This window comes from Microbacterium aerolatum (assembly GCF_007988825.1).
GTDB lineage: Bacteria > Actinomycetota > Actinomycetes > Actinomycetales > Microbacteriaceae > Microbacterium > Microbacterium aerolatum.
In genome coordinates, this window is record NZ_BJUW01000004.1 from 180471 (window position 1) to 204884 (window position 24414).

Annotated in this window: 24 protein-coding genes and 4 tRNA genes; 13 read left to right on the forward strand and 15 right to left on the reverse strand. The window is 67.4% G+C overall.

The window, feature by feature from the left end:
• The first annotated feature begins 61 nt into the window (after nucleotides 1-61).
• From ectB to thpD, 3 genes are all read left to right on the forward strand, one after another.
• Nucleotides 62-1351, forward strand: coding sequence for a diaminobutyrate--2-oxoglutarate transaminase (gene ectB / locus MAE01_RS06285; RefSeq protein ID WP_222591656.1), 1290 nt, complete (start codon nucleotides 62-64; stop codon nucleotides 1349-1351).
• A gap of 41 nt (nucleotides 1352-1392) precedes the next feature.
• Nucleotides 1393-1788 carry an ectoine synthase gene (locus MAE01_RS06290; RefSeq protein WP_147038706.1) on the forward strand — a complete coding sequence of 132 codons (396 nt, stop codon included), beginning with the start codon at nucleotides 1393-1395 and terminating at the stop codon, nucleotides 1786-1788.
• 61 nt (nucleotides 1789-1849) lie between these two features.
• Nucleotides 1850-2749 (forward strand): ectoine hydroxylase, encoded by a 900-nt coding sequence (gene thpD, locus MAE01_RS06295; RefSeq protein ID WP_147038707.1) that lies wholly within the window; start codon nucleotides 1850-1852, stop codon nucleotides 2747-2749.
• A gap of 16 nt (nucleotides 2750-2765) precedes the next feature.
• Here the strand turns inward: thpD and MAE01_RS06300 are convergent, their stop codons facing one another.
• From MAE01_RS06300 to MAE01_RS06335, 10 genes are all read right to left on the reverse strand, one after another.
• Nucleotides 2766-3302 carry an HIT family protein gene (locus MAE01_RS06300; protein ID WP_147038708.1) on the reverse strand — a complete coding sequence of 179 codons (537 nt, stop codon included), beginning with the start codon at nucleotides 3300-3302 and terminating at the stop codon, nucleotides 2766-2768.
• Between the two features lie 27 nt (nucleotides 3303-3329).
• Nucleotides 3330-5267: a threonine--tRNA ligase gene (gene thrS, locus MAE01_RS06305; RefSeq protein ID WP_229718215.1), complete on the reverse strand. Its 1938-nt coding sequence runs from the start codon at nucleotides 5265-5267 to the stop codon at nucleotides 3330-3332.
• A 135-nt stretch (nucleotides 5268-5402) separates the two neighbouring features.
• A complete protein-coding gene (locus tag MAE01_RS06310; RefSeq protein ID WP_147038710.1) occupies nucleotides 5403-6482 on the reverse strand; it encodes an aromatic acid exporter family protein in 1080 nt (359 codons plus the stop codon).
• Nucleotides 6483-6486: 4 nt separating this feature from the next.
• Entirely contained in the window at nucleotides 6487-6645 is a 159-nt protein-coding gene (locus MAE01_RS15910; protein ID WP_186806140.1) for a hypothetical protein, read from the reverse strand.
• Between the two features lie 90 nt (nucleotides 6646-6735).
• The gene (locus MAE01_RS06315) at nucleotides 6736-9117 is read right to left on the reverse strand and encodes a glycoside hydrolase family 65 protein (protein ID WP_147038711.1); all 2382 of its coding nucleotides are present in this window, start codon (nucleotides 9115-9117) and stop codon (nucleotides 6736-6738) included.
• Complete coding sequence (locus MAE01_RS06320; RefSeq protein WP_147038712.1) at nucleotides 9114-10073, reverse strand: TIGR03557 family F420-dependent LLM class oxidoreductase; 960 nt, start codon at nucleotides 10071-10073, stop codon at nucleotides 9114-9116. The genes MAE01_RS06315 and MAE01_RS06320 overlap by 4 nt, the downstream gene beginning before the upstream one ends.
• 12 nt (nucleotides 10074-10085) lie before the next feature.
• A complete protein-coding gene (locus MAE01_RS15915; RefSeq protein WP_186806141.1) occupies nucleotides 10086-10241 on the reverse strand; it encodes a hypothetical protein in 156 nt (51 codons plus the stop codon).
• Nucleotides 10242-10373: 132 nt separating this feature from the next.
• A tRNA-Val gene (locus tag MAE01_RS06325) sits at nucleotides 10374-10445 on the reverse strand.
• Nucleotides 10446-10472: 27 nt separating this feature from the next.
• Nucleotides 10473-10543: transfer RNA gene (locus MAE01_RS06330), tRNA-Cys, on the reverse strand.
• A 54-nt stretch (nucleotides 10544-10597) separates the two neighbouring features.
• Nucleotides 10598-10669: transfer RNA gene (locus MAE01_RS06335), tRNA-Gly, on the reverse strand.
• A gap of 151 nt (nucleotides 10670-10820) precedes the next feature.
• Here MAE01_RS06335 and MAE01_RS06340 point away from each other — a divergent pair.
• The 3 genes from MAE01_RS06340 (at nucleotide 10821) to MAE01_RS06350 (ending at nucleotide 11802) form a co-directional block, all read left to right on the forward strand.
• A tRNA-Val gene (locus MAE01_RS06340) sits at nucleotides 10821-10896 on the forward strand.
• Nucleotides 10897-10921: 25 nt separating this feature from the next.
• Entirely contained in the window at nucleotides 10922-11377 is a 456-nt protein-coding gene (locus MAE01_RS06345; protein WP_147038713.1) for a GIY-YIG nuclease family protein, read from the forward strand.
• Between the two features lie 17 nt (nucleotides 11378-11394).
• Entirely contained in the window at nucleotides 11395-11802 is a 408-nt protein-coding gene (locus tag MAE01_RS06350; protein WP_147038714.1) for a DoxX family protein, read from the forward strand.
• 71 nt (nucleotides 11803-11873) lie between these two features.
• Here the strand turns inward: MAE01_RS06350 and MAE01_RS06355 are convergent, their stop codons facing one another.
• Nucleotides 11874-12074 carry a multidrug transporter gene (locus MAE01_RS06355; RefSeq protein WP_147038715.1) on the reverse strand — a complete coding sequence of 67 codons (201 nt, stop codon included), beginning with the start codon at nucleotides 12072-12074 and terminating at the stop codon, nucleotides 11874-11876.
• A gap of 203 nt (nucleotides 12075-12277) precedes the next feature.
• Between MAE01_RS06355 and MAE01_RS06360 the strand changes: the two genes are divergently transcribed.
• Entirely contained in the window at nucleotides 12278-13396 is a 1119-nt protein-coding gene (locus MAE01_RS06360; protein WP_229718188.1) for an N-acetyltransferase DgcN family protein, read from the forward strand.
• A gap of 4 nt (nucleotides 13397-13400) precedes the next feature.
• Here MAE01_RS06360 and MAE01_RS06365 read toward each other — a convergent pair whose 3' ends face one another.
• The 3 genes from MAE01_RS06365 to zapE all read right to left on the reverse strand — a co-directional run bounded on the left by MAE01_RS06365 (nucleotide 13401) and on the right by zapE (nucleotide 16391).
• Nucleotides 13401-13955, reverse strand: a complete 555-nt coding sequence (locus MAE01_RS06365; RefSeq protein ID WP_147038716.1) for a type II toxin-antitoxin system PemK/MazF family toxin — start codon at nucleotides 13953-13955, stop codon at nucleotides 13401-13403.
• A gap of 34 nt (nucleotides 13956-13989) precedes the next feature.
• Nucleotides 13990-15228, reverse strand: coding sequence for an ammonium transporter (locus MAE01_RS06370; protein WP_147038717.1), 1239 nt, complete (start codon nucleotides 15226-15228; stop codon nucleotides 13990-13992).
• 116 nt (nucleotides 15229-15344) lie between these two features.
• Nucleotides 15345-16391, reverse strand: a complete 1047-nt coding sequence (zapE, locus tag MAE01_RS06375; RefSeq protein ID WP_147038718.1) for a cell division protein ZapE — start codon at nucleotides 16389-16391, stop codon at nucleotides 15345-15347.
• Between the two features lie 131 nt (nucleotides 16392-16522).
• On the opposite strand from zapE, the gene MAE01_RS06380 reads away from it, so the two are divergent.
• Entirely contained in the window at nucleotides 16523-17419 is an 897-nt protein-coding gene (locus MAE01_RS06380) for a sulfurtransferase (RefSeq protein ID WP_147038719.1), read from the forward strand.
• A 19-nt stretch (nucleotides 17420-17438) separates the two neighbouring features.
• Nucleotides 17439-17870, forward strand: coding sequence for a SufE family protein (locus MAE01_RS06385; RefSeq protein WP_147038720.1), 432 nt, complete (start codon nucleotides 17439-17441; stop codon nucleotides 17868-17870).
• Here the strand turns inward: MAE01_RS06385 and MAE01_RS06390 are convergent, their stop codons facing one another.
• Nucleotides 17871-19025, reverse strand: a complete 1155-nt coding sequence (locus tag MAE01_RS06390; RefSeq protein WP_147038721.1) for an alpha/beta hydrolase family protein — start codon at nucleotides 19023-19025, stop codon at nucleotides 17871-17873. It abuts the gene before it with no gap.
• A gap of 25 nt (nucleotides 19026-19050) precedes the next feature.
• On the opposite strand from MAE01_RS06390, the gene MAE01_RS06395 reads away from it, so the two are divergent.
• The 4 genes from MAE01_RS06395 (at nucleotide 19051) to MAE01_RS06410 (ending at nucleotide 24249) form a co-directional block, all read left to right on the forward strand.
• Nucleotides 19051-19632 carry a DUF3000 domain-containing protein gene (locus MAE01_RS06395; RefSeq protein WP_147038722.1) on the forward strand — a complete coding sequence of 194 codons (582 nt, stop codon included), beginning with the start codon at nucleotides 19051-19053 and terminating at the stop codon, nucleotides 19630-19632.
• Nucleotides 19625-20818 (forward strand): ribonuclease D, encoded by a 1194-nt coding sequence (locus tag MAE01_RS06400; protein ID WP_147038723.1) that lies wholly within the window; start codon nucleotides 19625-19627, stop codon nucleotides 20816-20818. Before MAE01_RS06395 ends, MAE01_RS06400 begins: the two co-directional genes overlap by 8 nt.
• A gap of 72 nt (nucleotides 20819-20890) precedes the next feature.
• The gene (locus MAE01_RS06405; RefSeq protein WP_147038724.1) at nucleotides 20891-22096 is read left to right on the forward strand and encodes a thiolase family protein; all 1206 of its coding nucleotides are present in this window, start codon (nucleotides 20891-20893) and stop codon (nucleotides 22094-22096) included.
• An 8-nt stretch (nucleotides 22097-22104) separates the two neighbouring features.
• Nucleotides 22105-24249: a 3-hydroxyacyl-CoA dehydrogenase NAD-binding domain-containing protein gene (locus MAE01_RS06410; protein ID WP_147038725.1), complete on the forward strand. Its 2145-nt coding sequence runs from the start codon at nucleotides 22105-22107 to the stop codon at nucleotides 24247-24249.
• Nucleotides 24250-24414: the final 165 nt, after the last annotated feature.

A 24414-nucleotide genomic window follows, 5' to 3' on the forward strand; every position in this document is an offset into this window, starting at 1 on the left:
TGTCCGCAACGACGCCGAGCTGCCGCGTACGCCGGAGCGTACGCATGCCTCAGGAGGCGATATGTCCATCAGCACCACCGCACCCACCAGTGCAGACATCGGAATCTTCGACGCCCTCGAATCTCAGGTCAGGAGCTACTCGCGATCCTGGCCGGTCGTGTTCGACCGTGCCGTCGGCAGCACGCTTTACGACGAGGACGGCCGGGGCTACCTCGACTTCTTCGCCGGCGCCGGTGCGCTCAACTACGGTCACAACAACCCGGCGCTCAAGGAGGTGCTGATCCGTTACCTGGCCGACGATCGCATCATCCACTCGCTCGACATGTTCACCACCGCGCGCCGCGACTTCCTGCAGACCTTCTCCGAGAGCATCCTCGCACCTCGCGACCTCGACTATCGCGTCGTCTTCCCCGGCCCCGGCGGCGCCAATGCCGTCGAGGCCGCACTGAAGCTCGCCAGGAAGGTCACCGGACGCGAGTCGGTCATCAACTTCACGAATGCGTTCCACGGGATGACGCTGGGCGCGCTGTCCGTGACGGGCAACTCGCTCAAGCGCGGCGGTGCCGGCGTGCCACTCGTGCACGCGACGCCTATGCCGTACGACGACTACTTCAACCAGGACTATCCGGACTTCTTCTACCTCGAGCGGCTGCTGACCGACAGCGGCAGCGGGCTGAACCTTCCGGCGGCCGTCATCGTGGAGTCCGTCCAGGGCGAGGGCGGCATCAACGCGGCCCGTGCCGAGTGGCTGCGCGGGCTGGCGGACCTCTGCCGTCGGCACGAGATCCTGCTGATCGTCGATGACGTGCAGATGGGCTGCGGCCGCACGGGCGGATTCTTCAGCTTCGAAGAGGCCGGTATCGTGCCCGACATGGTCTGTCTCTCGAAGTCGATCAGCGGTTCAGGATTGCCCATGGCGCTGACCCTCGTGCGACCGGACCTCGACATCTGGGAACCGGGCGAGCACAACGGCACCTTCCGCGGGATCGCGCCCGCATTCGCCACGGCCACCGAGGCGATCCGGACCTACTGGCAGGACGACGCGCTCGAGCGATCGACGATCCTCAAGGGAGCGCGCGTCGAGAGCCGGTTCAACGCCATCGTGTCGGAGTTCGGCGACGCCGGCATCGTCTCCAAGGGGCGTGGGCTCGCGCGCGGGCTGCAGTTCGCCGACGGCGCCACGGCCGATGCGGTCTGCCATGCCGCGTTCGAGCGCGGTCTGCTCATGGAGACCTCGGGTCCGAGCGGCGAGGTCATGAAGATCCTGCCCGCACTCACGATCACCGATGAGGAGCTCGACCGCGGTCTCGACATCATTGCCGCCTCCGTCGACGAGGCGCTCACGGCCTGAGTCCATCCCCCGCACGTTCACTTCCAGAAGAAGGGCATTCCATGCTGATTCGCACCATCGATGAGATCACCGACACCGACGCAGACATCCAGTCCGAGAACTGGCGCAGCAAGCGCATCGTCCTCGCCCGCGAGGGCGTCGGATTCTCCGTGCACGAGACCACCCTGTACGCCGGGACGGAGTCCGAGTTCTGCTACCAGAACCACATCGAGGCGGTCTTCATCGTCGAAGGCGAGGGTGAGATCGAAGACCTGGCGACCGGCGAGGTGCACCAGCTCTCCCCCGGCTCGCTGTACCTGCTGAACGACCATGATCGCCACCGGGTGCGTCCGCGCACTCAGATGCGCACCGTGTGCGTGTTCAATCCCCCGGTCACCGGTCGCGAGGTGCACGACGAGAACGGCGTGTACCCGCTGGTCACCGAACCGGTCGGCTGACACCGGCCCCATGCGGGCCGCGATCTCCGCGGCCCGCACAAGAAAGAACAGGAGAATGACGATGACGATGACAGGCACCGAGCAGGACCTGTACCCGACCCGGCTCAGCGAGGCCAGTGCTCCGCTCACCCGGCAGCATCCGACGGTCTGGGGCGACGCCGCCTCTGGGCCGTTCACCCAGGAGGAGCTCGACGCGCACGAGTCGCGCGGCTACACCGTGCTCGACGACTTCCTCGACGCCGACGAGGTCGCCCGCTACACCGCTGAGCTCGAACGGCTCTCGGAGGCGCCGGAGCTCGCGAACGACCCCCGAGTCATCCGCGAGCGGGGCACCGGCGCCGTGCGCTCGATCTTCGCCGTGCCGGCGCTCAGCGACGCGGTGGACCGGCTCACGCGCGATCCGCGTCTGCTGGATCGCGCTCGTCAGCTACTGGGCGGCGACGTCTATCTGCACCAGACGCGCATCAACTACATGCCGGGCTTCCGCGGCACCGGGTTCTATTGGCATTCGGACTTCGAGACCTGGCACGCGGAGGACGGCATGCCGATCCCCCGCGCGGTCAGCTGCTCGATCGCCCTCACCGACAACTACCCGTTCAACGGCGGGCTGATGGTGATGCCGGGTTCTCACCGGACCTACATCTCCAGCGTCGGCGAGACCCCGGCCGACAACCACACCTCATCGCTGCAGGCGCAGGAGGTGGGCGTGCCGAGCGAGGACGACATCTCGCTGCTGGCCGCGCAGCACGGCATCGACCAGTTCACCGGTGCCGCAGGCTCCGCCCTCTGGTTCGACGCGAACATCATGCACGGCTCGGGGAACAACATCACGCCGTTCCCGCGCTCGAACATCTTCATGGTGTTCAACAGCGTGGACAACGCGCTGGTCGAGCCGTACGCGGCGCCGGCGCCGCGGCCGGAGCACATCGCGCACCGCGAGAGCTTCGCCCCGCTGCGCTGAGCTCGGATGCCGCGCGTCAGGCCTCCGGCCAGGCGTGGGCGACGGTCTCCCGCACCTCGCCGAGCAGCTGCGGGAGCGCCTTCGTCTTGGCGATGATCGGAAAGAAGTTCGCATCGGACTTCCACCGCGGCACGATGTGCTGGTGGAGGTGCGCGTCGACGCCTGCACCGGCCACCGCGCCCTGATTCATGCCCAGGTTGAAGCCGTCGCAGCCGGACACTTCGCGCAGCACCCGCATCCCGGTCTGGGTGAGCGCACCGATCTCGGCGACCTCCTCGGCCGTGGCCTGGTCGTAGGTTGCGATGTGACGGTACGGGCACACGAGCAGGTGGCCGGAGTTGTACGGGAACAGGTTCAGCAGCACGTACGCCGTCTCGCCGCGGGCGACGATGAGCCGCTCGGGGTCGGCGTGCTTCGGCGCCTCGCAGAAGGGGCACTCCTCGCGCAGCGGCTCGGGCCCCGCCTGGATGTAGGCCATCCGGTGCGGGGTCCACAGTCGCTGGAACTCGTCGGGGACGCCGGCGAGGTGCCCGGCATCCTCCACCTCAGCCATTGATCGGTCCCTGAGCCTGTCGAAGGGTCATGCCAGATCCCCGGCCTTCAGCACGAGGGCGTGCGTCGCGATCGCCTGACGGATGCGGGCGACGGCATCCGCCACCGGCACACCGTTCTCCTGCGTGCCGTCGCGGAAACGGAACGAGACGGTGCCTGCCTCCCTGTCCTGCTCGCCGGCGATGAGGATCAGCGGCACCTTGTGCGTGGTGTGGTTGCGGATCTTCTTCTGCATGCGGTCGTCGGAGTGGTCGACCTCGGCGCGCACATCGCTCTGGCGCAGCTCGGCGATGATGCCGTCGAGGTACTCGCCGTACTGCTCGGCAACGGGCACGCCGACCACCTGGACGGGCGCGAGCCACACCGGGAAGTCACCGGCGTAATGCTCGAGCAGGATCGCGAAGAAGCGCTCGACCGAACCGAGCAGCGCGCGGTGGATCATGACCGGGCGGTGCTTCTGGCCGTCGGGGCCGGTGTACTCGAGCTCGAACCGCTCTGGCTGGTTGAAGTCGAGCTGGATCGTCGACATCTGCCAGGTGCGGCCGATCGCGTCGCGGGCCTGCACGGAGATCTTCGGGCCGTAGAAAGCGGCTCCGCCCGGGTCGGCGACGAGCTCGAGACCGGATGCCACGGCGACCTCGCGCAGCGTCTCGATGGCGCTCGTCCACTGCTCGGGCTCTCCGAGGAACTTCGGGTTGCCCTCCTCGTTGGTCGACAGCTCGAGGTAGAAGTCGTTCAGACCGTAGTCGCGCAGCAGATCGAGGACGAGGTTGAGGTTCGTCTCCAGCTCCTGCTTGACCTGGTCCTGGGCGACGTAGATGTGCGCGTCGTCCTGGGTCAGCCCGCGCACGCGAGTCAGACCCGAGAGCGTTCCGCTCTTCTCATACCGGTAGACCGTGCCGAACTCGGCAAGGCGCAGCGGCAGCTCACGGTAGGAGCGGCCGCGGGCCCGGTAGATGAGGTTGTGGAACGGGCAGTTCATGGGCTTCAGGTAGTAGTCCTGGCCCTGACGGGTGATGTTGCCGTCCTCGTCGACAGTCTCGTCGAGGTGCATCGGCGGGAACATGCCGTCGGCGTAGGTCTGCAGATGCCCGGAGGTCTGGAACAGATCCTTCTTGGTGATGTGCGGGGAGTTGACGACGTCGTAGCCGTTGCGCAGCAGGTGGCGGCGCAAGTTCTCCTCGATCTCGTAGCGGATGATGCCGCCCTTGGGGTGGAAGACCGCCAGTCCCGAGCCGATCTCGTCGGGGAACGAGAACAGGTCCATCTCGACGCCGAGCTTGCGGTGGTCGCGGCGCTCCGCCTCGGCGATGCGCTCCTTGTAGGCCTTAAGCTCGTCCTTGGTCGGCCACGCGGTGCCGTAGATGCGCTGGAGCTGAGGGTTCTTCTCGCTGCCGCGCCAGTAGGCGGCCGCGACGCGGGTGAGGTCCCACCCGTTGCCGATCATGCGGGTGCTGGGCAGGTGCGGCCCGCGGCAGAGGTCCTTCCAGGCGACCTCGCCGTCCTTGGTGACGTTGTCGTAGATCGTAAGCTCGCCCGCGCCGACCTCGACGGATGCGCCCTCGGCGGCATCCGCTCCGGAACCGGGACCGCCGGCGAGGTCGATGAGCTCGAGCTTGAACGGCTCGCCGGCCATCTCGGCGCGTGCCTCGTCCTCGGTGACGACGCGACGCGTGAAGCGCTGGCCTTCACGGATGATGCGCTGCATCTCCTTGTTGATGGCCTTGAGGTCTTCGGGGGTGAACGGGGTGTCCACACCGAAGTCGTAGTAGAAACCGTCGGTGACGGGCGGGCCGATGCCGAGGTTCGCCTGCGGGTTGATGCGCTGCACTGCCTGGGCGAGGACGTGCGCGGCGGAGTGTCGCAGGATCGAGAGGCCGTCGGCGCTGTCGATCGTCACGGGCTCGACCTCATCGGTCTCGGTCACAGTCGCCGCGAGATCCTTGAGTTCGCCGTTCACGCGCATCGCGACGACGGATCGGTCAGAGAACAGGGCGAAGCCGTCGCGTGCGGCGGCGTTCGACTCGTCGATTTCAGGCACAGGTCACTCCATCTGGGTCGCCCTCTAGGCTACTCGCCCCGCGGTGGTCGACTGCGCCGTTCAGGCGACGACGAAGTCCTCGGATGCCAGCACGATCCGGCGTACGCAGACAGCGGCGGCGTACGCGTACGCCGTGGTGTATCGCGAATCCGTGTCTCGACGCCGGCCGAGCTCTTCCAGCAGCGCGTTCAGCGCGTCGGATGCGCCGGCGAGTTTCTCCTCCGCGTGCGGGTCGTCTGTGGCGGCTCCGACGATGTCCGCGCAGGTACGGACCGCTCGTGCGAGAGCGCCGCGGATCGCGGCATCCGGCACGATGTCCTCATCGGCCACCTGAACGAGCGCCGCGGCGAGATCGCGTGTGGCGTTCGCCGTGCGCTCCAGCGCCCTCATCCGACGCTCGTTGAGCTCTTTGTCCGCGAGTCGGCGCCTGCCGCGAGGGTTCGCTCGGCTGCTCTCATCAGCCTGCTGCACCTCTTCTTCGACGGTCGAGAGCATGGTGGGCAGGTCGCTGGTGGCGTCCGTGATCCGCCGTGGATCGACCGGATCCTCTTCAAGCGCATCGGCAAGCTCATCGAGCGTGCCGCGCACCCGCTCCCTCAGCATCGTCAGCTGCTCGGATGCCCGTCGCAGATACAGCGGTGGGACGACGATCAGGTTCATCCCGATACCCACCACGACGCCGAACGCCATGGTGAGCAGGTAAGACAGTGTGAACTCGTCGCCGGCGGGGCCGCCGATCAGCAGGACGAAGAGGCCCGCGATGGCAACCCAGTCCCGGCCGTCGCCCAGCGCTTCGATGCCACCTAGCGCGATGCCCACCGCGATGACCATGGCGACCGCGACGATCCCAGGCGCACCGGCGGCGACCAGGGTCAGCCCGCCGAGGCCCAGCACGATGCCGAGTGCCAGTCCTACGAGTGCCTGTAATCCGGCTCGTGCGGAGCCCACCACCGTCGGATACATGCTGACCAGGACGCCGAGCGGGGCGTAGTAAGAGTACTCGCTGTCGGCGAAGGGGACGAACGGCGCGAGATACCAGGCGATCGCGGCGGCTACCGCGGTCTTTGCCGCGAGGATCAGCCGGTCGCCGTTTGTCGCCTCCTTGCCCCATCCGATGACGGTGCGCCCACGAGCGAGCAATCCGTTACGGAAGGTCCTCGATGTCGATCTCATCGGCGTCCGAGTCATCCTCTTCGTCCGCGCGCTCCTCCGAGGCGGGAGCTTCATCGCCGATGTTCATGTCGGGGTCGGTGCCGACGATGGTCGGACGTTCCTCATTCTGCGCATCCATGGGGTTCGACATCTCTGCTCCGATCGTTGTCTTCCGTGCGACGTTAGAACACCCACCGAACATCTGCGCGAGGGTGGCGCACCGCGTGGAGGCGGCGTATGCTCAGCCGCCTTCTTCGACGATCGCGAGGACGTCCTCGAACCTGCGCGGCGTTCGTCCGACGGGTTGCTGAGGCGGAGGCCCGGGGTCCGCCGACGGCGGTGTGTCGACGACCACGGGGCGACCGGGCTCGAGGCTCAGCTCCTCGTCGAAGTGACGCACCGTCAATGGGCGCTCGCCCCGCAGCAGGTATGTCGTGCGGGCAGGTGTGATGGTCAGTCGCAGGGTCTGCCCACGGACCTGGAGACCGAAGCTCATACTCGGCACCTGCGGTGGTAGCCGCGGGCGGAACCGAAGCCCCTCCTCGCTGTCGCGCAGACCGCCGAAACCGGCTGTGAGCGCCGTCCACACTCCTGCCAGGGCTGCGATGTGCAGCCCCTGTTCGGTGTTGTCGTGCAGGTCATCGAGGTCGATCATGGCGGACTCGGCGAGGTAGTCGGAAGCCAGCCCGAGATGGCCGACCTCCGCCGCGATCACTGCCTGCGGTGTCGACGACAGCGACGAGTCGCGGACGGTGATCGCCTCGTAGTAGCGGAATGCGGCCGCCTTCTCGGGAAGACTGAACATGTCCGGTGCGAAATACAGTGCGAGGACGAGGTCTGCTTGCTTCACGACCTGCTTGCGATACAGGTCGAAGTAGGGGAAGTGATCCTGCAGCGGGTAGTCCTCCGAGCCGGTGTGCTCGAAGTCCCAGCGGGCATGATCGGTGTAGCCGACCGACTGCGAGTGCACGCCCCGTCGCTGGTTGTATGGCACGGTCATGGCGGCTGCTGCGTCGTCCCATGCAGTGGTCTCAGCGTCTGTCACCCCGAGGCTGCTGGCGATGTCGGCGTGCCGGCGCGCCGCCGCCGCCGCGCCGCGCAGGTTCATGCCGGCCATCACGTTGGTGTAGAGATTGTCGTCTGCGATCGCCGAGTACTCGTCGGGGCCGGTGACGCCGTCGATGTGGAACTTCCCGAGCTCATCCCAGCGGCCGAGAGATGTCCAGAGCCGTGCGGTCTCGACGAGGATCTCGACCCCGGCTTCCCGCTCGAACGGCTCATCGCCGGTCATGCGCACGTAGTGGATCACTGCACCGGCGACCGCGGAGTTGACGTGGAACGCGGCCGTGCTCGCGGGCCAGTACCCCGAGCTCTCCCGCCCGTCGATCGTCCGCCACGCGAACGCGGCGCCCTTCAGATGCAGCTGCCTGGCCCGCTCGCGGGCATGCTCCAGCGTCGAGTGGCGCCATCGCAGCGCCTCCTTCGCCGCGTCCGGCGACGTCGCCGTCAGCACCGGCAGCACGAAGGCCTCGAAATCCCAGAACGTATGACCTTCGTAGCCGGCACCGGTGAGTCCCTTGCCAGGGACCGAACGCCGTTCGGCCCGCACGGACGCCTGGAAGACCTGGAACAGCGCGAACCGCACCGCCTGCTGAAGACGCAGGGCCCCCTCCAGCTGCACGTCAGCACAAGCCCAGTACTCCGCGAGACGCTCGCGCTGCATGCCGAGGAGCCGCACCCATCCGACGCGGAGCGCGTCGGCCACGGCCGTCTCCGCCCGGTCGCGGAGCGTGGACGCCCCGAGCGTGTCAGACCACTCGTGTCCGACCATCTTGACGACCTCCAGGTGTTCGCCGCGCTCCAGCGTCACCGTGATCGTCGTCCGGGCGAGGTCATCACCGGCTTCGGTCCGGATCTGCGGCTCCCCCGTTCCAGAAGCGGCCACGATGTGGTCCATCGAGACGGCCGCGAGGATGCCGCTGGCCTTGGTGCGGTGTGAGACCGTGGCCATAGTTCCGAGCACGGCGGCATCGACGCTCGTCCACGGAGCAGCCAGCAGTTCCTGCACCCGCGGGTCGTCATGGGTGATCGGGAGCGGTTCGTTGGCGAGGATCTCGGAGAGGAGCGTGATCGTGACAGGCTCATCGATGGCGTGCACTCGATAGCGGATGGCTGCCACCGAGCGATGACTGAACGAGACGATCCGCGAAGACTCGATGTGCACGCTGCGTCCGGCGGGAGAGGTCCATCGGACTGAGCGCGTCAGCGCTCCGTCGCGCAGATCCAGCGTCCGCGTGTGTTCGTTCATCTCGCCGTGTCCGACATCGAAGGCTTCATCGTCGACGAGGAGTCGCATGATCTGGCCGTTCGCGACGTTGATGACGGCTTGGCCCTTCTCGGGATATCCATATCCTTCTTCGGCGTACGGCATCGGATGCTCCTCGAAGACGCCGTTGAGATAGCTTCCGGCAACCCCGCGCGGATCTCCCTCGTCGAGATTTCCGCGCCAGCCGATGTGACCGTTGGACAGGCCGAACACCGACTCCTCCTGGGCGAGATGCTCGATGTTCAGGCCGCGGACCCCGACTGTCCACGGATCCGCATCGAACTGCGCGCCGCTCACAGGAGGTCCCGCAGCGCCGGCAGCAGCTCGGCTTCGCAACGGCGCAGGAAGGCGCGCTGGTCCTGACCCACATGATTGAGATAGATGTGATCGAACCCCTCGGCGAGGCGAGCCAGGCGCTCCGCCATCCGCTCAGTTGAGGAGTCGATCACCACGGCCTCGCGGAGGGCCTCGTCGGACGCACCGATTCGCGCCTCGAACTCCTCAGGCTCGTCGAGTTCTGGCAACAGCTCCTCCGGGATGGTCGAGTGCGCCCACTGGGCGCGTGCAGCGGCGAGAGCCTCATCATCGCTGTCCCCGAGGCTGAGGTGAATCTGCAGGCGGGCTTCGCCGGCTCCGCGCGCTGCTCGATAGCGCCCGAGGACCGCGCGGGCCCTCTCCGGCGTCGCCCCGACGGTGATCAGCCCTTCGCTCCAGCCGGCGACCCAGCCGGCAGTCTCAGGGCTCACCGCAGCCCCCAGGAGCGGTGAGGTTCGCACAGGCAGGCTCCAGATCCGCGCGTCATGCGCTCGAATCGCGCCGTCGACACTGACTCGCTCGCCTGCCAGGAGGGACCGGATCAGCGCGACGGATTCGACGAGCCGCTGCTGCCGCTCGACCTTCGCCGGCCATGCGTCGCCCGTGACGTGTTCGTTGAGCGCCTCACCGCTCCCGAATGCGACCCAGAACCGTCTCGGGAACATCTGCTCGACGGTGGCGATCGCCTGGGCGATGATCACCGGGTGATACCGCTGCCCGGGTGCGTTGACGACGCCGAACGGAATCGAGGTCGTCGCCATCGCCGCTCCGAGCCAGGTCCACGCGAAGCCGGAGTGTCCCTGGCCGCGCGTCCACGGGGCGAGGTGATCGGAGCACATCGCCGACTCGAAGCCCGCCGCTTCAGCGAGCTGCGCCAGGGTCAGCAGCTCCCCCGGAGAATGCTGTTCATGCGATGCGTGATAGCCGATGACGACCACGGGATGACCTCGCTACGGCTCGATCGGCGGGTCCGGAAGATCTTCGTCGTGCAGCAGGTGACTGGCCTGCTCATCCTCGTCGTGCTTCTCACGACGTTCTTCGTCGACCACGTCGGAATGTTCGGCGTCGACGGGCTGCGCATCTGGTGGTGTGTTCGGATCGGACATGACCGATAGCCTCACAGCATCGACGCCGCTCGTCGCACCCTTTGACACTCCGCCGACTGGATGCCAGAATCGCGCATCTTCAGGGACGACGTCTACGAAGAAAGCCCCCGGAAATCCGGGGGCTTCATGCTGTGCGCGATACTGGGATCGAACCAGTGACCTCTTCCGTGTCAGGGAAGCGCGCTACCGCTGCGCCAATCGCGCCCGTTGGGGCTTTTCAGTTGTGCGGTGAGGTGGCGACGGGATTCGAACCCGTGTAAACGGCTTTGCAGGCCGGTGCCTAGCCGCTCGGCCACGCCACCGTGTGGATTGACCCCACGTGCCGTGAGCCTCTCGGAGGAGACTCTCTGCACTCGAGCGGATGACGAGATTCGAACTCGCGACCCTCACCTTGGCAAGGTGATGCGCTACCACTGCGCTACATCCGCATTTCGTGTTCCGGCGTCCCGGGCACTTGTAAAACATTAGCCGAAGATTCCCGACGAGCAAAACTCGACACGGATCTCGCGCGTGTCCTCGGGATTGGTCAGGACCGGCTCGATCGTTCCGGTAGTATCGATTCTCGACCCCAGGTCACCTGGGCGATTGGCGCAGTTGGTAGCGCGCTTCCTTCACACGGAAGAGGTCATCGGTTCGAGTCCGGTATCGCCCACCACACCATCACCTCTCACGGCGTTCGAATGTCGGCATCCGCGGGTATCGTTCACCGCGTGTCCAACGCCCACACCTTGCCGGGATCATGCCACCTCTGCGGCGGCAGTCGGGGCACACGCGTATCCGGCGCCTGGGTGTGCGCAGACTGCGACTGGCGGTACGGAGACGCGCCAGACGCCGAGTTGCCGCTCCCCCGCATCGATGTCGTGTACTACCTGCGTTTCGACCGGCGGGTGAAGATCGGCACGAGCATGCGACCGCGCCAGCGTCTTGCCAGCATCCGCCACAACGAACTGCTGGCGTTCGAACGCGGCGATCGCACGATCGAACGCCAGCGCCACCGGCAGTTCGCGACGCTGCGCGAGGGCGGCGAGTGGTTCACCTTCACCGCCGAACTCGAAGCGCACGCTTCGGCGCTGCGTTCCGCGGGCGACCCCTGGCAGCTCTACGCGCGCTGGCTGAGCGAGGCGCTGCGCGCGTGACGAGGTAGCGTGAGCGGATGATCCGGCACATCGCGCGATGGACACTGGCATCGGGACTTTCGGCCATGGGCGTCCTCCACTTCACACAGACCAAAGGGTTCCGCGGTCTGATCCCCTCCTGGGCGACCAAGGCGACCGGGCTGGACGAAGAGGGCGTTGTCATCGCATCCGGCGCCGTCGAACTCGCACTCGCTGCCAGCCTCGTCGCCCTCCCGAGGGAGCGCCGACGCGTCGGCTGGGCGACGGCGGCCTTCTTCGTCGCGGTGTTCCCCGGCAACGTGCAGCAGTGGCGCCGGCGCTGGACCGCCCCGGGCCTGGACACCGACACCAAGCGATTCGTGCGCCTGTTCTTTCAGCCGATCCTGATCGCCTGGGCGCTGTGGAGCACGAGTCCGAGCCCGACGGCGAATCCGCGCCGCCGCTGAGCGCACGGCGACTCTCATCGAGAAGACCGCTGCGATCCACGGCGACAGGGCGAGGAACAGACTCGGAAGCCTCAGCGGGCTTCGCCGTCGGCCTCCGGCATTCCGGGTCCCGGACCGGGACGCACCTCAGCGCCCTCCGCCACTTCGACCCGCGTCACGCCGTCGCGCTCGGTGACCTCCATGCGCGGTGCGGCATCGGCCTCGGTCGCATCCGGCGCGGTGGTCAGCTGATCGTGGCGCTTCTGCTCATCGGTCATCTCCTGGCCTGTCATCTGCTGTCCTTTCCTCGGAACCCTGACAGTACCTGCAAGAGATCACGCCCGACTGGGGCTTGACTCGCAGACTTCACTGCTACGGTGAGCGAAGTCGGCATCTTGCCGGCATCAGGGAAGACTTCTTGTCGACCAACGGGCTGTTGCCAGCCATTTCGTTCTCCGTCGCCTCCTCTGTCCGAGTCCGAGGAGATCCGATTCCCGTGTACGCGCACCCCCTTTCCCCCGCACTGCCTGCCGGTTCGACGGCCATCGTCTACTGCGAAGCGCAGTTCGGCGAGCAGGACGGGAAGACCGCGAACGGTCTTGTCCGCCACTCCGAGAAGTACGAGATCCTCAGCGTCATCGACAGCCGACACGCGGGCGTCGACTCCGGGTCGTTCCTCGACGGCAGCGCCAACGGCATCCCGATCCTCGCGAGCCTTCGCGAGGCCCTCTCGCACGCCGGGCGGATCCCGGACTACCTGATCTGCGGTGTCGCCCCTGCGGACGGGCTGCTGTCCGACGCGCAGCGCATCGTGCTGCTCGACGGCATCGCGCGCGGCATGCACATCATCAACGGCCTGCACGAGTTCCTCAATGACGACCCGGAGTTCGCAGCGGCCGCAGTCCTCGCGTCGGTCACGATCACCGACGTCCGCCGCCCGAAGGAGAAGAAGGACCTCCATCTGTTCTCCGGCCGCATCTTCGACGTGACCTGCCCCCGGATCGCCGTCCTCGGCACCGACGGGGCGATCGGCAAGCGCACGACGGCGACCCTCCTGGTCACGGCGCTGAACGATCGCGGCATCCGGGCCGTCATGGTCGGCACCGGCCAGACCACGATCATCCAGGGAGGCCGCTACGGCGTGGCACTGGATGCCCTCGTTCCGCAGTTCTGCTCCGGCGAGGTCGAGAACCAGATCGTCGCGGCCTTCGAGGGCGAGGATCCCGACATCATCATCGTCGAGGGCCAGGGCGCGCTCAGCCACCCCGCGTACCTCACCTCCGCGCACATCCTGCGCGGGAGCCGGCCCGAGGGCGTGATCGTGCAGCATGCACCAGGACGCCGAGTCCTCGGCGACTTCCCGATGATGCCGATGCCGACGGTCTCCGCCGAGGTCGCCCTCATCGAAGCGTTCGCAGACACCAGGGTGATCGGTGTGACCGTCAACCACGAGAACCTCACCGGCGCACAGCTGGCTGCGGCGATCGACGAGATCGAGCTCGAACTCGCCGTCCCGACGACTGACCCCCTGACGCGTCCGGCGGACGAACTCGTCGAGATGGTGCTGCAGGCGTTTCCTGCGCTCACGGCTGCCCCCGCGTTCCGGGCCGCCTGAACCGTCAACTGCGCGTCGCCCAGCCGTATCGGCTCACGAGCGCATCGGCCACCCGGTCGTACCGCGTGCGATCGAGGACGGCCGCCTCGCGCCGCATCCCGTCCACGTGCACGCTGTACAGCTGCTCGATGTCGACCCAGGACGGGCGCCCCTGCGAGTCCCAGCCCCCACTGCCGATCGGCAGGTAGTCACGGTCTCGGTCATGCGCCTTGCTCGTCATCCGCACGGCGAACACCCGGTCTGCGGACTGCCGGCCGATGACGAGGACAGGCCGGTCCTTGCCGCGGCCGTCGTTCTCCTCGTAAGGCACCCAGGTCCAGATCACCTCTCCGGAGTCCGGCGCACCATCCTTCTTCGGCGAGTAGTCGACGCGCAGCTCGCGAATGCCGCCGGGATCGATCCGTACCGTCTCGCTCGCCTGCGCGCGCCCCGGCTCGCTGTACGGCTCGGACGCGGCAGAACGTCCCGGCTCCTGGTTCGGAGTCCGGGACGTTCTGGTCGTCAGTGACTTGAGGACGATGTCGGCCAGCTGACGGAGGATGCTCTTGGAGGAACTCACCCCGTCACACTATCGACGGGATATCCTCGCGCATTCACGCGTCGACGAGTGCGTATCCCTCCTCGCCGTGGACGACCGAGTCGACTCCGGCGATCTCGTCCTCGTTCGTGATCCGGAAGCCGATCGTCTTCTGGATCACCCAGCCGATGGCGAAGGCGATGATGAACGCGTAGATCAGCACGCCGAGCGCTGCGATCACCTGGACAGCGAGCTGGCGGGCGTCGCCTCCGACGAACAGGCCGGTCTCGGTGGCGAAGAAGCCGAGGTAGATCGTGCCGAGCAGACCGCCGACGAGGTGGATTCCGACGACGTCGAGCGAGTCGTCGAAGCCGAGGCGGAACTTCAGCTCAACGGCGAGGGCACAGAGCACGCCGGCCAGGGCGCCGAGCAGCAGCGACCAGCCGGGAGTGAGGTTCGCGCAGGCCGGGGTGATCGCCACGAGACCGGCGACCGCACCCGACGCCGCACCGACCGAGGTGGGCTTGCCGTCCTTGATGCGCTCCACCAGGATCCAGCCGAGGATCGACGCAGCCGTCGCGCCCAGCGTGTTCAGCCCGATCAGGCCCACACCGCCCATGTCTTCGGCCAGCCACTCGGCGCCGGCGTTGAATCCGAACCAGCCGAACCAGAGGAGAGCGGCGCCGAGCAGCGTCAGCGGCACATTGTGCGGCTTGAGGATGCCCTTCTGGAAGCCGATGCGCTTGCCGAGGACGAGTGCCAGGGCGAGCGCTGCCGCACCGGCGTTGATGTGCACGGCGGTACCGCCGGCGTAGTCGATGACGGCGATGCCGCTGTCCTCACCGAACAGCGTCGTGCCCAGGTTCATGACCCAGCCCCCGCCCCACACCCACGCGGCGATCGGGAAGTAGCCGACGGTGGCGAAGACGCCGGCGAAGATCAGCCAGCTGCCGAACTTGGCACGATCCGCGATCGCACCGGAGATCAGGGCGACGGTGATGATCGCGAACGTCGCGCCGTACGCGACACCGAGCAGAGCGACGTTCGATCCCTCACCTGCCGCGAGCGAGCCGAGCCCGAAGTCCGCGAACGGGTTGCCGGCGAAAGCGGTCGGGCTCTCCGCCGCGCTCATCGAGAAGCCGAACAGGATCCACAGCACAGCGACGAGGCCGATCGAGCCGAAGCTCATCATCATCATGCTGACGACACTCTTGGCCTTGACGAGACCGCCGTAGAAGAACGCGACGCCTGGCGTCATGAGGAGCACGAGCGCCGTGGCGGTAATACCCCACGAGATGTTGCCGGGAGCATCCATAGGAAAACCTCACATCCGAAGTAATTGAGAGCTTCAGTGTGGCGAGGCCCCGTTTCCGGGATGCGCGTCCTGTGTTTCCGCCGCGTTACACCCGCGGGCGACGCGTGAACATCGTGTTACGGCGCGCTTTGCAGCTGCGCTGAATGCGTGAGTGCGTTGAGCCGGGATATGGCGCGCAGGTACTTCTTGCGATATCCGCCGCCGAGCATCTCTTCGGCGAACACCTGATCGAGGCTCACGCCGGTGGCGACGATCGGTACCTGAGCGTCGTACACGCGGTCGACGAACGCGACGAATCGCAGCGCCTCCGACTGGTCGGTGAGCACGTGCACGTCGCGCAGACCGACCAGCGAGATCCCGTCGATCAGACGGATGTAGCGCGAGGGGTGGACCCTGGCGAGGTGGCGGACGACGTCGCCGAAGACGTCATCGGATGCCGTCCCCTCCGCTGCCGCGAGCTCACGCTCGTACGCGGAGTCATCGAGGGTCACGGCCTTGCCGTCGAGGGCACGCTGCCGGAAGTCGACGCCGTCGATGCGGATCGTCTCGAAGCTGTCGGACATGGCGTGGATCTCGCGGAGGAAATCCTGGGCCGCGAACCGCCCCTCGCCGAGGGCATTCGGCGGAGTGTTGGAGGTCGCGGCGAGCTTCGTGCCCGAGGAGACCAGCTCACCGAGCAGCCGGGTCATCACCATCGTGTCGCCCGGGTCGTCGAGCTCGAACTCGTCGATGCACAGCAGGTCGGAGCCGCGCAGCAGATCGACGGTGTTCTTGTAGCCGAGCGCGCCGACCAGCGCGGTGTACTCGATGAACGAGCCGAAGTACTTCCGGCGGGCGGGCATCGCGTGGTAGATCGACGCGAGCAGGTGGGTCTTGCCGACGCCGAACCCGCCGTCGAGATAGACGCCGGGCTTGACCGCCGGCTCCTTCTTCGCACGGCTGAACAGTCCCCCACGCTTGGCGGGCGCTCCGCGGCCGGCGAACCGCTGCAGCAGTTCCTTCGACTGGGCCTGTGAGGGGTACGCGTCATCCGATCGATAGCTCTCGAAGGTCGCGTCGTCGAACTGCGGCGGGGGAACGAGGCTCGCCAGCATCTCGGGGCCGGTGACCACGGGCTCGCGCGTGGTGAGATGCGCGACGTTCGTGCTGTTCGTGTCGGTCATGCCATTCCTGTGTCGAAGTCTTACGGATCGGGTACTGGGCGCACCGAACGGCTCTATGGTCGAAGGGGACGGCTCAACATTACGCCGTCCGCATCAGAGCCCCGTCTCGTATACCCGCCGAGGAGCGCCACATGTCCGTCGAGTTCGACACGTCCGTCCCGAAGTTCGCCGAGTACTCCGAGCCCGGCCGCCTCGTCAGCACCGAATGGCTCGCCGCACACCTGGGACAGCCCGGGCTCGTGGTCGTGGAGTCCGACGAGGACGTGCTGCTCTACGAGACGGGCCACATTCCCGGCGCGGTGAAGGTGGACTGGCACACCGAGCTCAACGACCCGGTGGTCCGCGACTACGTCGACGGCGAGGGTTTCGCCGCGCTGCTCAGCCGCAAGGGCATCTCCCGTGACGACACGGTCGTCATCTACGGCGACAAGAACAATTGGTGGGCGGCGTACGCCCTGTGGGTGTTCTCGCTGTTCGGGCACGAGGACGTGCGCCTGCTCGACGGCGGACGCGACCGCTGGATCTCCGAGGGCCGGGAGATCACCACTGAGACGCCGAAGCCCGTTCCCACCGACTATCCGGTCGTTGAACGCGACGACTCGGTGCTCCGCGCCTACAAGGACGACGTCGTCGCCTTCATCGGCTCCGGGCCCCTCATCGACGTGCGCTCCCCCGAGGAGTACAGCGGTGAGCGCACCACGGCCCCGGCATACCCCGAAGAGAGCACGCTGCGGGCCGGCCACATCCCCACCGCGCAGAGTGTGCCGTGGGCGAAGGCCGTCGCCGAGGACGGCGGCTTCAGGACCCGCGCAGAGCTCGACGCGATCTACCGCGACGGGGTCGGCATCTCCGACGGCGACGACATCGTCGCGTACTGCCGCATCGGCGAGCGCTCCAGTCACACCTGGTTCGTCCTCAGGCACCTGCTCGGCTTCGACAAGGTTCGCAACTACGACGGCTCTTGGACCGAGTGGGGCAGCGCCGTACGCGTCCCGATCGTCACGGGTGCAGAGCCCGGCACGCTCTGACCGTGTGAGAATTGCTGGGATGAGCACCACGCACGTTCCAGACGTACTCGCGGAGATCCGCGACGACTTCCTCGAGCTGCCGGAGGCCGAGCGGCTCCAGCTCCTCCTGGAGTTCTCGAACGAACTCCCGGCGGTCTCCGAGGAGGTCTCGAAGCATCCCGAGATGTGCGAGCGCGTCGCGGAGTGCCAGTCTCCGGTCTACATCTACGTCGAGGTGCAGGACGACGTCGTGACGATGCACGCGACGGCGCCGCCGGAGGCTCCGACCACGCGCGGCTTCGCCAGCATCCTCGCCCAGGGGATCAGCGGTCTGACCACCGGTGAAGTCCTCGCCATCCCGGACGACTACCCGCAGTCCATCGGTCTCACGCGGGCGGTGTCACCGCTGCGGATCGCCGGAATGACCGGGATGCTGATGCGCGTGAAGCGCCAGGTGACCCAGAAGCGCTGATCAGGCAGAGGCGTTGAACCCCTGCGCGCTCATCCAGTCGGTGATCGCAGCCGTCCAGCCGATCTGGTCGTAGTTCCACAGCTTGGTGTGCCTGGCGACCGTGAAGCGCGGCATCGTGACCAGATCCGGCCGCGCCGCAGCCAAGGCGTGTGACGCATCGGCAGGGACGAAGCCGTCGTCGTCGCTGTGCAGAACGAGGATGGGAACGGTCAGCTCGTCCGCCCTGGCCACCATGTCGAGCCGGTCGAACGGGATCGCATCCTCCGAACCGCTGAGCCGTGCGGTCAGCGGCGAGGACAGCGCGTTCATCGCGAGCGCGGGAAGAGGATCGCGGATGCCGGATGCGTGGGCCTGGAACTTCAGCACCGTCCGCCAGTCGACGACCGGCGAGTCGAGCACGAGCCCGGCGATGGCCTGGCGGTTGCCCGACGACAGTGCGGTCTGCAGGGCGATCGCGCCCCCCATCGACCAGCCCATCAGCAACACGCGCTCAGCGCCGTGGCGCAGGGCGTAGGCGATCGCGGCATCCACGTCACGCCATTCCGATGCCCCCAGCGCGTAGGAGCCGCCGCGGCTGCGCGGCGCCTCACCGTCGTTGCGGTACGAGACGAGAAGGTTCGGCAGCCCCATGGCGTGGAACACCGGAACCGCGCGCAGGCACTCGGCTCTGGTGACCCCGCGTCCGTGCACCTGGATGACCCACGTCGATGCCTTCGCGGGGAAGAACCAGGCGGGGCACGGACCGGCAGGGGACCCGATCAGCACCGGCTCCCATGGCAGATGCAGCTCCGTCGGCGAGGAGTAGTACCAGCCGCTGAACCCGGCTGGCCGGTCGATCTTCGCGCCGGGCTCGATCTTGGTCAGCAGCTTGCGCCGCACGCGAGTCGCATCAGCACTCAGCACGGCACCGAGCTTGACGTAGCCGTACGTGCCGGTGGTGAACAGTCCGTAGCGGCCGGGCAGCTCGGTGTCGGGCGTTCTCGTCAGCTCGATCGTCTGGGCGCCGGTGTCGACGGCGAGGATCTCGGTGTCGGCGATACGCGCCCTGGGGGTGACCACGCGCCGGCCGATCGAGAACACCAGAAGGGCCGCTCCCGTCAGCAGCGCGATCAGCGCAGGTAGCAGCAGCGCAACGGCGTGCCTGAGACTCTTCATCGCTTCCTGACTCTAGCCTGTCACCGTGAGCGCACACCCCGACGCCGGAGCGCAGTTCGCACGCGTTGCCGACGAACTGCGCAAGACAACGTTCAGAGCGGACATCGTGGTGCGTGAGATCCCCGCACCACAGGGTCTCGCGCCGTTCTCCATCGCACTCGCCGCCGACGTCCGCCCGGACGATCACGGCGACTCGATCTACGGCACCGGCCGGTTCGTCCTCCTGCACGATCCCGATGAACCCGGCGCGTGGGGTGGCCCCTGGCGGATCGTCGCGTTCGCGCAGGCGCCGCTGGAACCCGAGATCGGCACCGATCCCCTGCTCGCCGACGTCACGTGGTCCTGGCTCGTGGACGCGCTCGACTCCCGCAGCGCCGGCTATCACTCGGCATCCGGCACGTCGACGAAGACCATCTCGAAGGGCTTCGGCTCGCTGGCTGCCGAAGGCGACGGCGCCCAGATCGAACTACGCTCTTCTTGGACGCCGGAAGAGCCTTTCCGGCCGCACGTGGAAGCATGGGCCGAACTCGTCGGCATGCTGGCCGGTCTCCCGCCCGGCTCCGAGAACATCGCCGTGTTCGGCGCGCGAAAGGCAGGTCGTGACTGAGTACTCCGTCATCGACGATTTCCCCGCATTCGAAGAAGCATGCCGCACCCTCGCCGCGGGCACCGGTCCCGTCGCCGTCGACGTGGAGCGCGCATCCGGCTTCCGGTACTCCCAGCGGGCGTATCTGGTCCAGGTGTTCCGCCGCGACGCCGGTGTGTTCCTCTTCGACCCGCCGGCTCTCGGCGATTTCTCGCCGCTGCGGGCGGCGATCGGCGATGTCGAGTGGGTCTTCCACGCCGCCAGCCAGGATCTGCCCTCGCTGCGTGAGCTGGGACTCGAACCCGCGACGCTGTTCGACACTGAGCTGGCCGCGCGCCTGCTCGGCCACGAACGCGTCGGACTCGCAGCCGTCGTCGAGGACACCATCAGCGTCACGCTGAAGAAGGAGCACTCGGCGGCCGACTGGTCCACCCGCCCGCTCCCGGCAGCATGGCTCGAGTACGCGGCCCTTGACGTCCTCCACCTCGTCGACGTGCGCGATCGGATCGCCGCCGAGCTCGAGGAGCAGGACAAGGTCGACTTCGCGGCCCAGGAGTTCGCGGCGACACTCGCGCAGCCTCCGCGTCCGCCGCGCGAAGATCCGTGGCGGCGTTTGAGCGGCCTGCACCAGGTGAAGGGGGCGCGCAATCTCGCCGTCGCCCGTTCCTTGTGGGAGGCGCGTGAGGAGTACGCGCAGCAGCAGGACACCTCCCCCGGGCGCCTGGTGCCCGACCGGTCCCTGGTCGCCGCGGTGCTCGCGAACCCGCAGTCCAAGCAGGCGCTGGCCGGTGTCCAGGCTTTCAACGGGCGCGCGAGCCGCACCGAGCTCGACCGCTGGTGGGCAGCCATCGTCCGCGGCCGCGAGAGCCAGACGCTGCCGCGGGAGCGGGTTCCGAGCGACGCTCTGCCGCCCGCGCGCGCATGGTCCGACCGCAACCCCGAGGCCGATGCACGTCTCAAACTGGCCCGCCCCGTGGTCGAGGAGATCGCGGAGGGGCTGAACATGCCGACCGAGAACCTCCTGAAGCCTGAGTCTCTGCGCCGGATCGCCTGGACTCCCCCGGCCCTGACGGTGGATGCCGTATCCGAAGCGCTCTCCGCGCTCGGAGCACGTCCGTGGCAGATTGAGCAGACTGCACAGAAGATCCTGGATGCCTTTGTAGAAGCAGCGCAATCGCCCGACCCGGCCATCGCGGCCGAGTCGTAGGTTCGAACCAAGCGATTCCTATCGCCTCCGGACGGCTCCTAGGCTGAAGCCACACCTAACTTTGGAGGCAGAGTGGCCGAGATCTCGGACGTCTACTTCGTCGATGGCATGCGCACCCCGTTCGGACGCGCCGGCGAAAAGGGCATGTACTGGAACACCCGCGCGGACGACCTCGCCGTGAAGGCGACGATCGGTCTGATGGAACGCAACTCCGCCGTTCCCGCGGACCGCATCGACGACGTCGCCATCGCCGCGACCTCGCAGACCGGCGACCAGGGGCTCACGCTCGGTCGCTCGGTCGCGATCCTCGCCGGACTCCCGAACACCGTCCCCGGACTCGCCGTCGAGCGCATGTGCGCCGGCGCGATGACCAGTGTGACGACCATGGCGGCATCCATCGGCATCGGCATGTACGACTTCGCCCTCGCCGGCGGCGTCGAGCACATGGGACACCACCCGATCGGCGGCAACGCCGACCCGAACCCCCGCTTCGTCGCCGAGAAGATGGTCGACCCTGGGGCGCTCAACATGGGCGTCACCGCCGAGCGCATCTTCGACCGCTTCCCGCACCTCACGAAGGAGCGCTCGGACCGCTTCGGCATGCTGAGCCAGCACAAGGTGCAGGTCGCGTACGACGCGGGCAAGATCCAGCCCGACCTCGTTCCGGTCGCCGTGAAGGATGCCGCCGGCGCCTGGGGCCTCGCTACCGAGGATGAGGGCCGTCGCCCGCAGACCACGATGGAGGACCTCGCGGGGCTGAAGACGCCGTTCCGCCCGCACGGGCGCGTGACGGCCGGCACCTCGTCGCCGCTCACCGATGGCGCGACGATGTCGCTGCTTGCCGGTGGCGGCGCTGTGAAGGAGTTCGGCCTGCAGCCCAAGATGAAGCTCGTCTCGTTCGCGTTCGCCGGCGTGCAGCCCGAGATCATGGGCATCGGCCCGATCCCGTCGACCGAGAAGGCGCTCAAGAAGGCTGGGCTGAAGATCTCCGACATCGGCCTGTTCGAGCTGAACGAGGCGTTCGCGATCCAGGTGATCTCCCTGCTCGATCACTTCGGCATCGCCGACGACGACCCGCGCGTCAACCAGTGGGGCGGCGCAATCGCGGTCGGGCACCCGCTCGCGGCATCCGGTGTGCGTCTGATGATCCAGCTCGCTGCGCAGTTCGCGGAGCGGCCCGATGTCCGCTACGGCCTGACCGCCATGTGCGTGGGTCTCGGCCAGGGCGGTTCGGTCATCTGGGAGAACCCGTTCTACGACGGCAAGAAGCGGAAGTGAGTGCTGGAATGACCGACTACGAAAAGATCGACTTCTCCCCCATCGTCGAGATCGCCGGCGACGAGGTCGTCACCCACTCCACCGTGCGCGACGTCCGCCTCGCATCCGGCAAGGTGCTCGCGCTGATCACACTCGACAACGGACGCGACCACACCCGGCCGAACACGCTGGGACCGGCGACCCTCACCGAGCTCGGTGAGACGCTCGCGGGTGTCAAGGCACGCGCAGCCGCCGGAGAGATCCAGGCGGTCGGAATCACCGGCAAGCAGTACATTCTGGCCGCCGGCGCCGACCTCTCGGACATCACCAAGCTGAACTCGAAGGATCAGGCGCGGCTCATCGCCCAGCTCGGTCACAAGGTGATCGGATCGCTCAGCGACCTCGGAGTGCCATCGTTCGCGTTCGTGAACGGTCTCGCGCTCGGCGGCGGTCTCGAGATCGCGCTGAACTCGACGTACCGTACCGTGGATGCCTCGGCGGCCGCGATCGCCCTGCCCGAAGTGTTCCTTGGGCTCATTCCCGGCTGGGGCGGCGCCTATCTGCTGCCGAACCTCATCGGCATCGAGAACGCTCTCGAGGTCGTCATCTCGAACCCGCTCAAGCAGAACCGGGTGCTGAAGCCGCAGCAGGCGTTCGACCTGGGCATCATGGACGCGATCTTCCCGGCCTCGAACTACCTGGAGAACTCGCTCGCCTGGGCGGACGGCGTTCTGAACGGCAAGGTCAAGGTCGAGCGCAAGAACGAGCCCGGCAAGATCGAGCGGCTCACCAAGTGGCCGATCGCGATCAAGGTGGCGCGCGGGATGCTGGAGTCGAAGATCGGCACCGTGCCGCGTTCGCCCTACCTGGCGCTCGAGCTGCTCGACAAGGCGCGCAGCGGCACGAAGGCCGAGGGCTTCGCCCGCGAGGACGAGGCACTCACCGAGCTCGTCGCCGGCGACCAGTTCGCGGCATCCATGTACGCGTTCGACCTGGTGCAGAAGCGCGCCAAGCGTCCCGTCGGCGCGCCCGACAAGACGCTGGCGAAGAAGGTCACCAAGGTCGGCATCATCGGTGCAGGGCTCATGGCCAGCCAGTTCGCGCTGCTGTTCGTGCGCAAGCTGCAGGTGCCGGTGCTGATCACCGACCTCGATCAGGCGCGCGTCGACAAGGGCGTCGCCTACATCCACGAAGAGATCGGCAAGCTCGAGCAGAAGGGCCGGCTGGATGCCGACGCGGCGAACAAGCTCCGCGCCCTCGTGACCGGCACGACCGACAAGTCCCTGTATGCGGACTGCGACTTCGTGATCGAGGCCGTGTTCGAGGAGGTCGGAGTCAAGCAGCAGGTGTTCGGCGAGATCGAGCAGATCATCGCCGAGGACGCGATCCTCGCGACCAACACCTCGTCGCTGTCTGTCGAAGAGATCGGCGCCAAGCTCGCACACCCCGAGCGGCTGGTCGGATTCCACTTCTTCAACCCGGTGGCGGTCATGCCGCTCATCGAGATCGTGAAGACGCCGCAGACCTCCGAGGCGGCGCTGTCGACCGCGTTCGTCGTGGCGAAGGGCCTCGGCAAGAACGCCGTGCTCACCGCCGACGCTCCGGGGTTCGTCGTGAACCGTCTGCTGGCGAAGGTCATGGGCGAGGCTGCTCGCGCCGTGTACGAGGGCACGCCGGTGGCCGAGGTCGAGAAGGCCTTCGGCCCGCTCGGACTGCCGATGGGACCGTTCCAGCTGATCGACCTCGTCGGCTGGAAGGTCGCCGCGCACGTGCAGGACACCATGGTGCGCCACTTCCCGGACCGCTTCTACGCGAACGAGAACTTCCACGCTCTCGCCGAGCTCGATCAGGTCGTCGAGAAGGACAAGGGCGGCCGCGTCACGGGCTGGACGAAGGCGGCGGAGAAGGTGCTCAAGGGCAACGTCGGGTCGTCGCCGGCATCCGCCGAGACCATCCTCACCCGCGTGCAGGACGGACTCGCGCAGGAGATCAAGCTCATGCTCGATGAGAAGGTGGTCCCTGAGGTCGAGGACATCGACCTGTGCCTCATCCTCGGTGCCGGCTGGCCGTTCATCGATGGCGGCGCTTCGCCGTACCTCGATCGCGAGGGCGCCTCCGAGCGCGTTTTCGGAGCGACGTTCCACAACCCGCCGATCCGCGGCATCGGCGGCTGACGCGTCGAGCTGAAAGGCGGGGTCGGGCGTTCGCCCGGCCCCGCCTTTCGCTTGCTCAGTGGCGTTCGGCTGCTGAAGGAAGGCTTCGACTCCCTGCGGTCGCTCACCCCGTTTCGTCTGCGGCGCTCCGCGCCTCCGCTCAACGACCCGCAAAAGGCCTCTTCC

Coding starts and splice junctions, on each gene's coding strand:
- ectB (WP_222591656.1), top strand. CDS start 62: ATGTCCATCAGCACCACCGCACCCACCAGTGCAGACATCGGAATCTTC.
- MAE01_RS06290 (WP_147038706.1), top strand. CDS start 1,393: ATGCTGATTCGCACCATCGATGAGATCACCGACACCGACGCAGACATC.
- thpD (WP_147038707.1), top strand. CDS start 1,850: ATGACGATGACAGGCACCGAGCAGGACCTGTACCCGACCCGGCTCAGC.
- MAE01_RS06300 (WP_147038708.1), bottom strand. CDS start 3,302: ATGGCTGAGGTGGAGGATGCCGGGCACCTCGCCGGCGTCCCCGACGAG.
- thrS (WP_229718215.1), bottom strand. CDS start 5,267: ATGCGCGTGAACGGCGAACTCAAGGATCTCGCGGCGACTGTGACCGAG.
- MAE01_RS15910 (WP_186806140.1), bottom strand. CDS start 6,645: ATGTCGAACCCCATGGATGCGCAGAATGAGGAACGTCCGACCATCGTC.
- MAE01_RS15915 (WP_186806141.1), bottom strand. CDS start 10,241: ATGTCCGATCCGAACACACCACCAGATGCGCAGCCCGTCGACGCCGAA.
- MAE01_RS06345 (WP_147038713.1), top strand. CDS start 10,922: ATGTCGGCATCCGCGGGTATCGTTCACCGCGTGTCCAACGCCCACACC.
- MAE01_RS06350 (WP_147038714.1), top strand. CDS start 11,395: ATGATCCGGCACATCGCGCGATGGACACTGGCATCGGGACTTTCGGCC.
- MAE01_RS06355 (WP_147038715.1), bottom strand. CDS start 12,074: ATGACAGGCCAGGAGATGACCGATGAGCAGAAGCGCCACGATCAGCTG.
- MAE01_RS06370 (WP_147038717.1), bottom strand. CDS start 15,228: ATGGATGCTCCCGGCAACATCTCGTGGGGTATTACCGCCACGGCGCTC.
- zapE (WP_147038718.1), bottom strand. CDS start 16,391: ATGACCGACACGAACAGCACGAACGTCGCGCATCTCACCACGCGCGAG.
- MAE01_RS06380 (WP_147038719.1), top strand. CDS start 16,523: ATGTCCGTCGAGTTCGACACGTCCGTCCCGAAGTTCGCCGAGTACTCC.
- MAE01_RS06385 (WP_147038720.1), top strand. CDS start 17,439: ATGAGCACCACGCACGTTCCAGACGTACTCGCGGAGATCCGCGACGAC.
- MAE01_RS06390 (WP_147038721.1), bottom strand. CDS start 19,025: ATGAAGAGTCTCAGGCACGCCGTTGCGCTGCTGCTACCTGCGCTGATC.
- MAE01_RS06410 (WP_147038725.1), top strand. CDS start 22,105: ATGACCGACTACGAAAAGATCGACTTCTCCCCCATCGTCGAGATCGCC.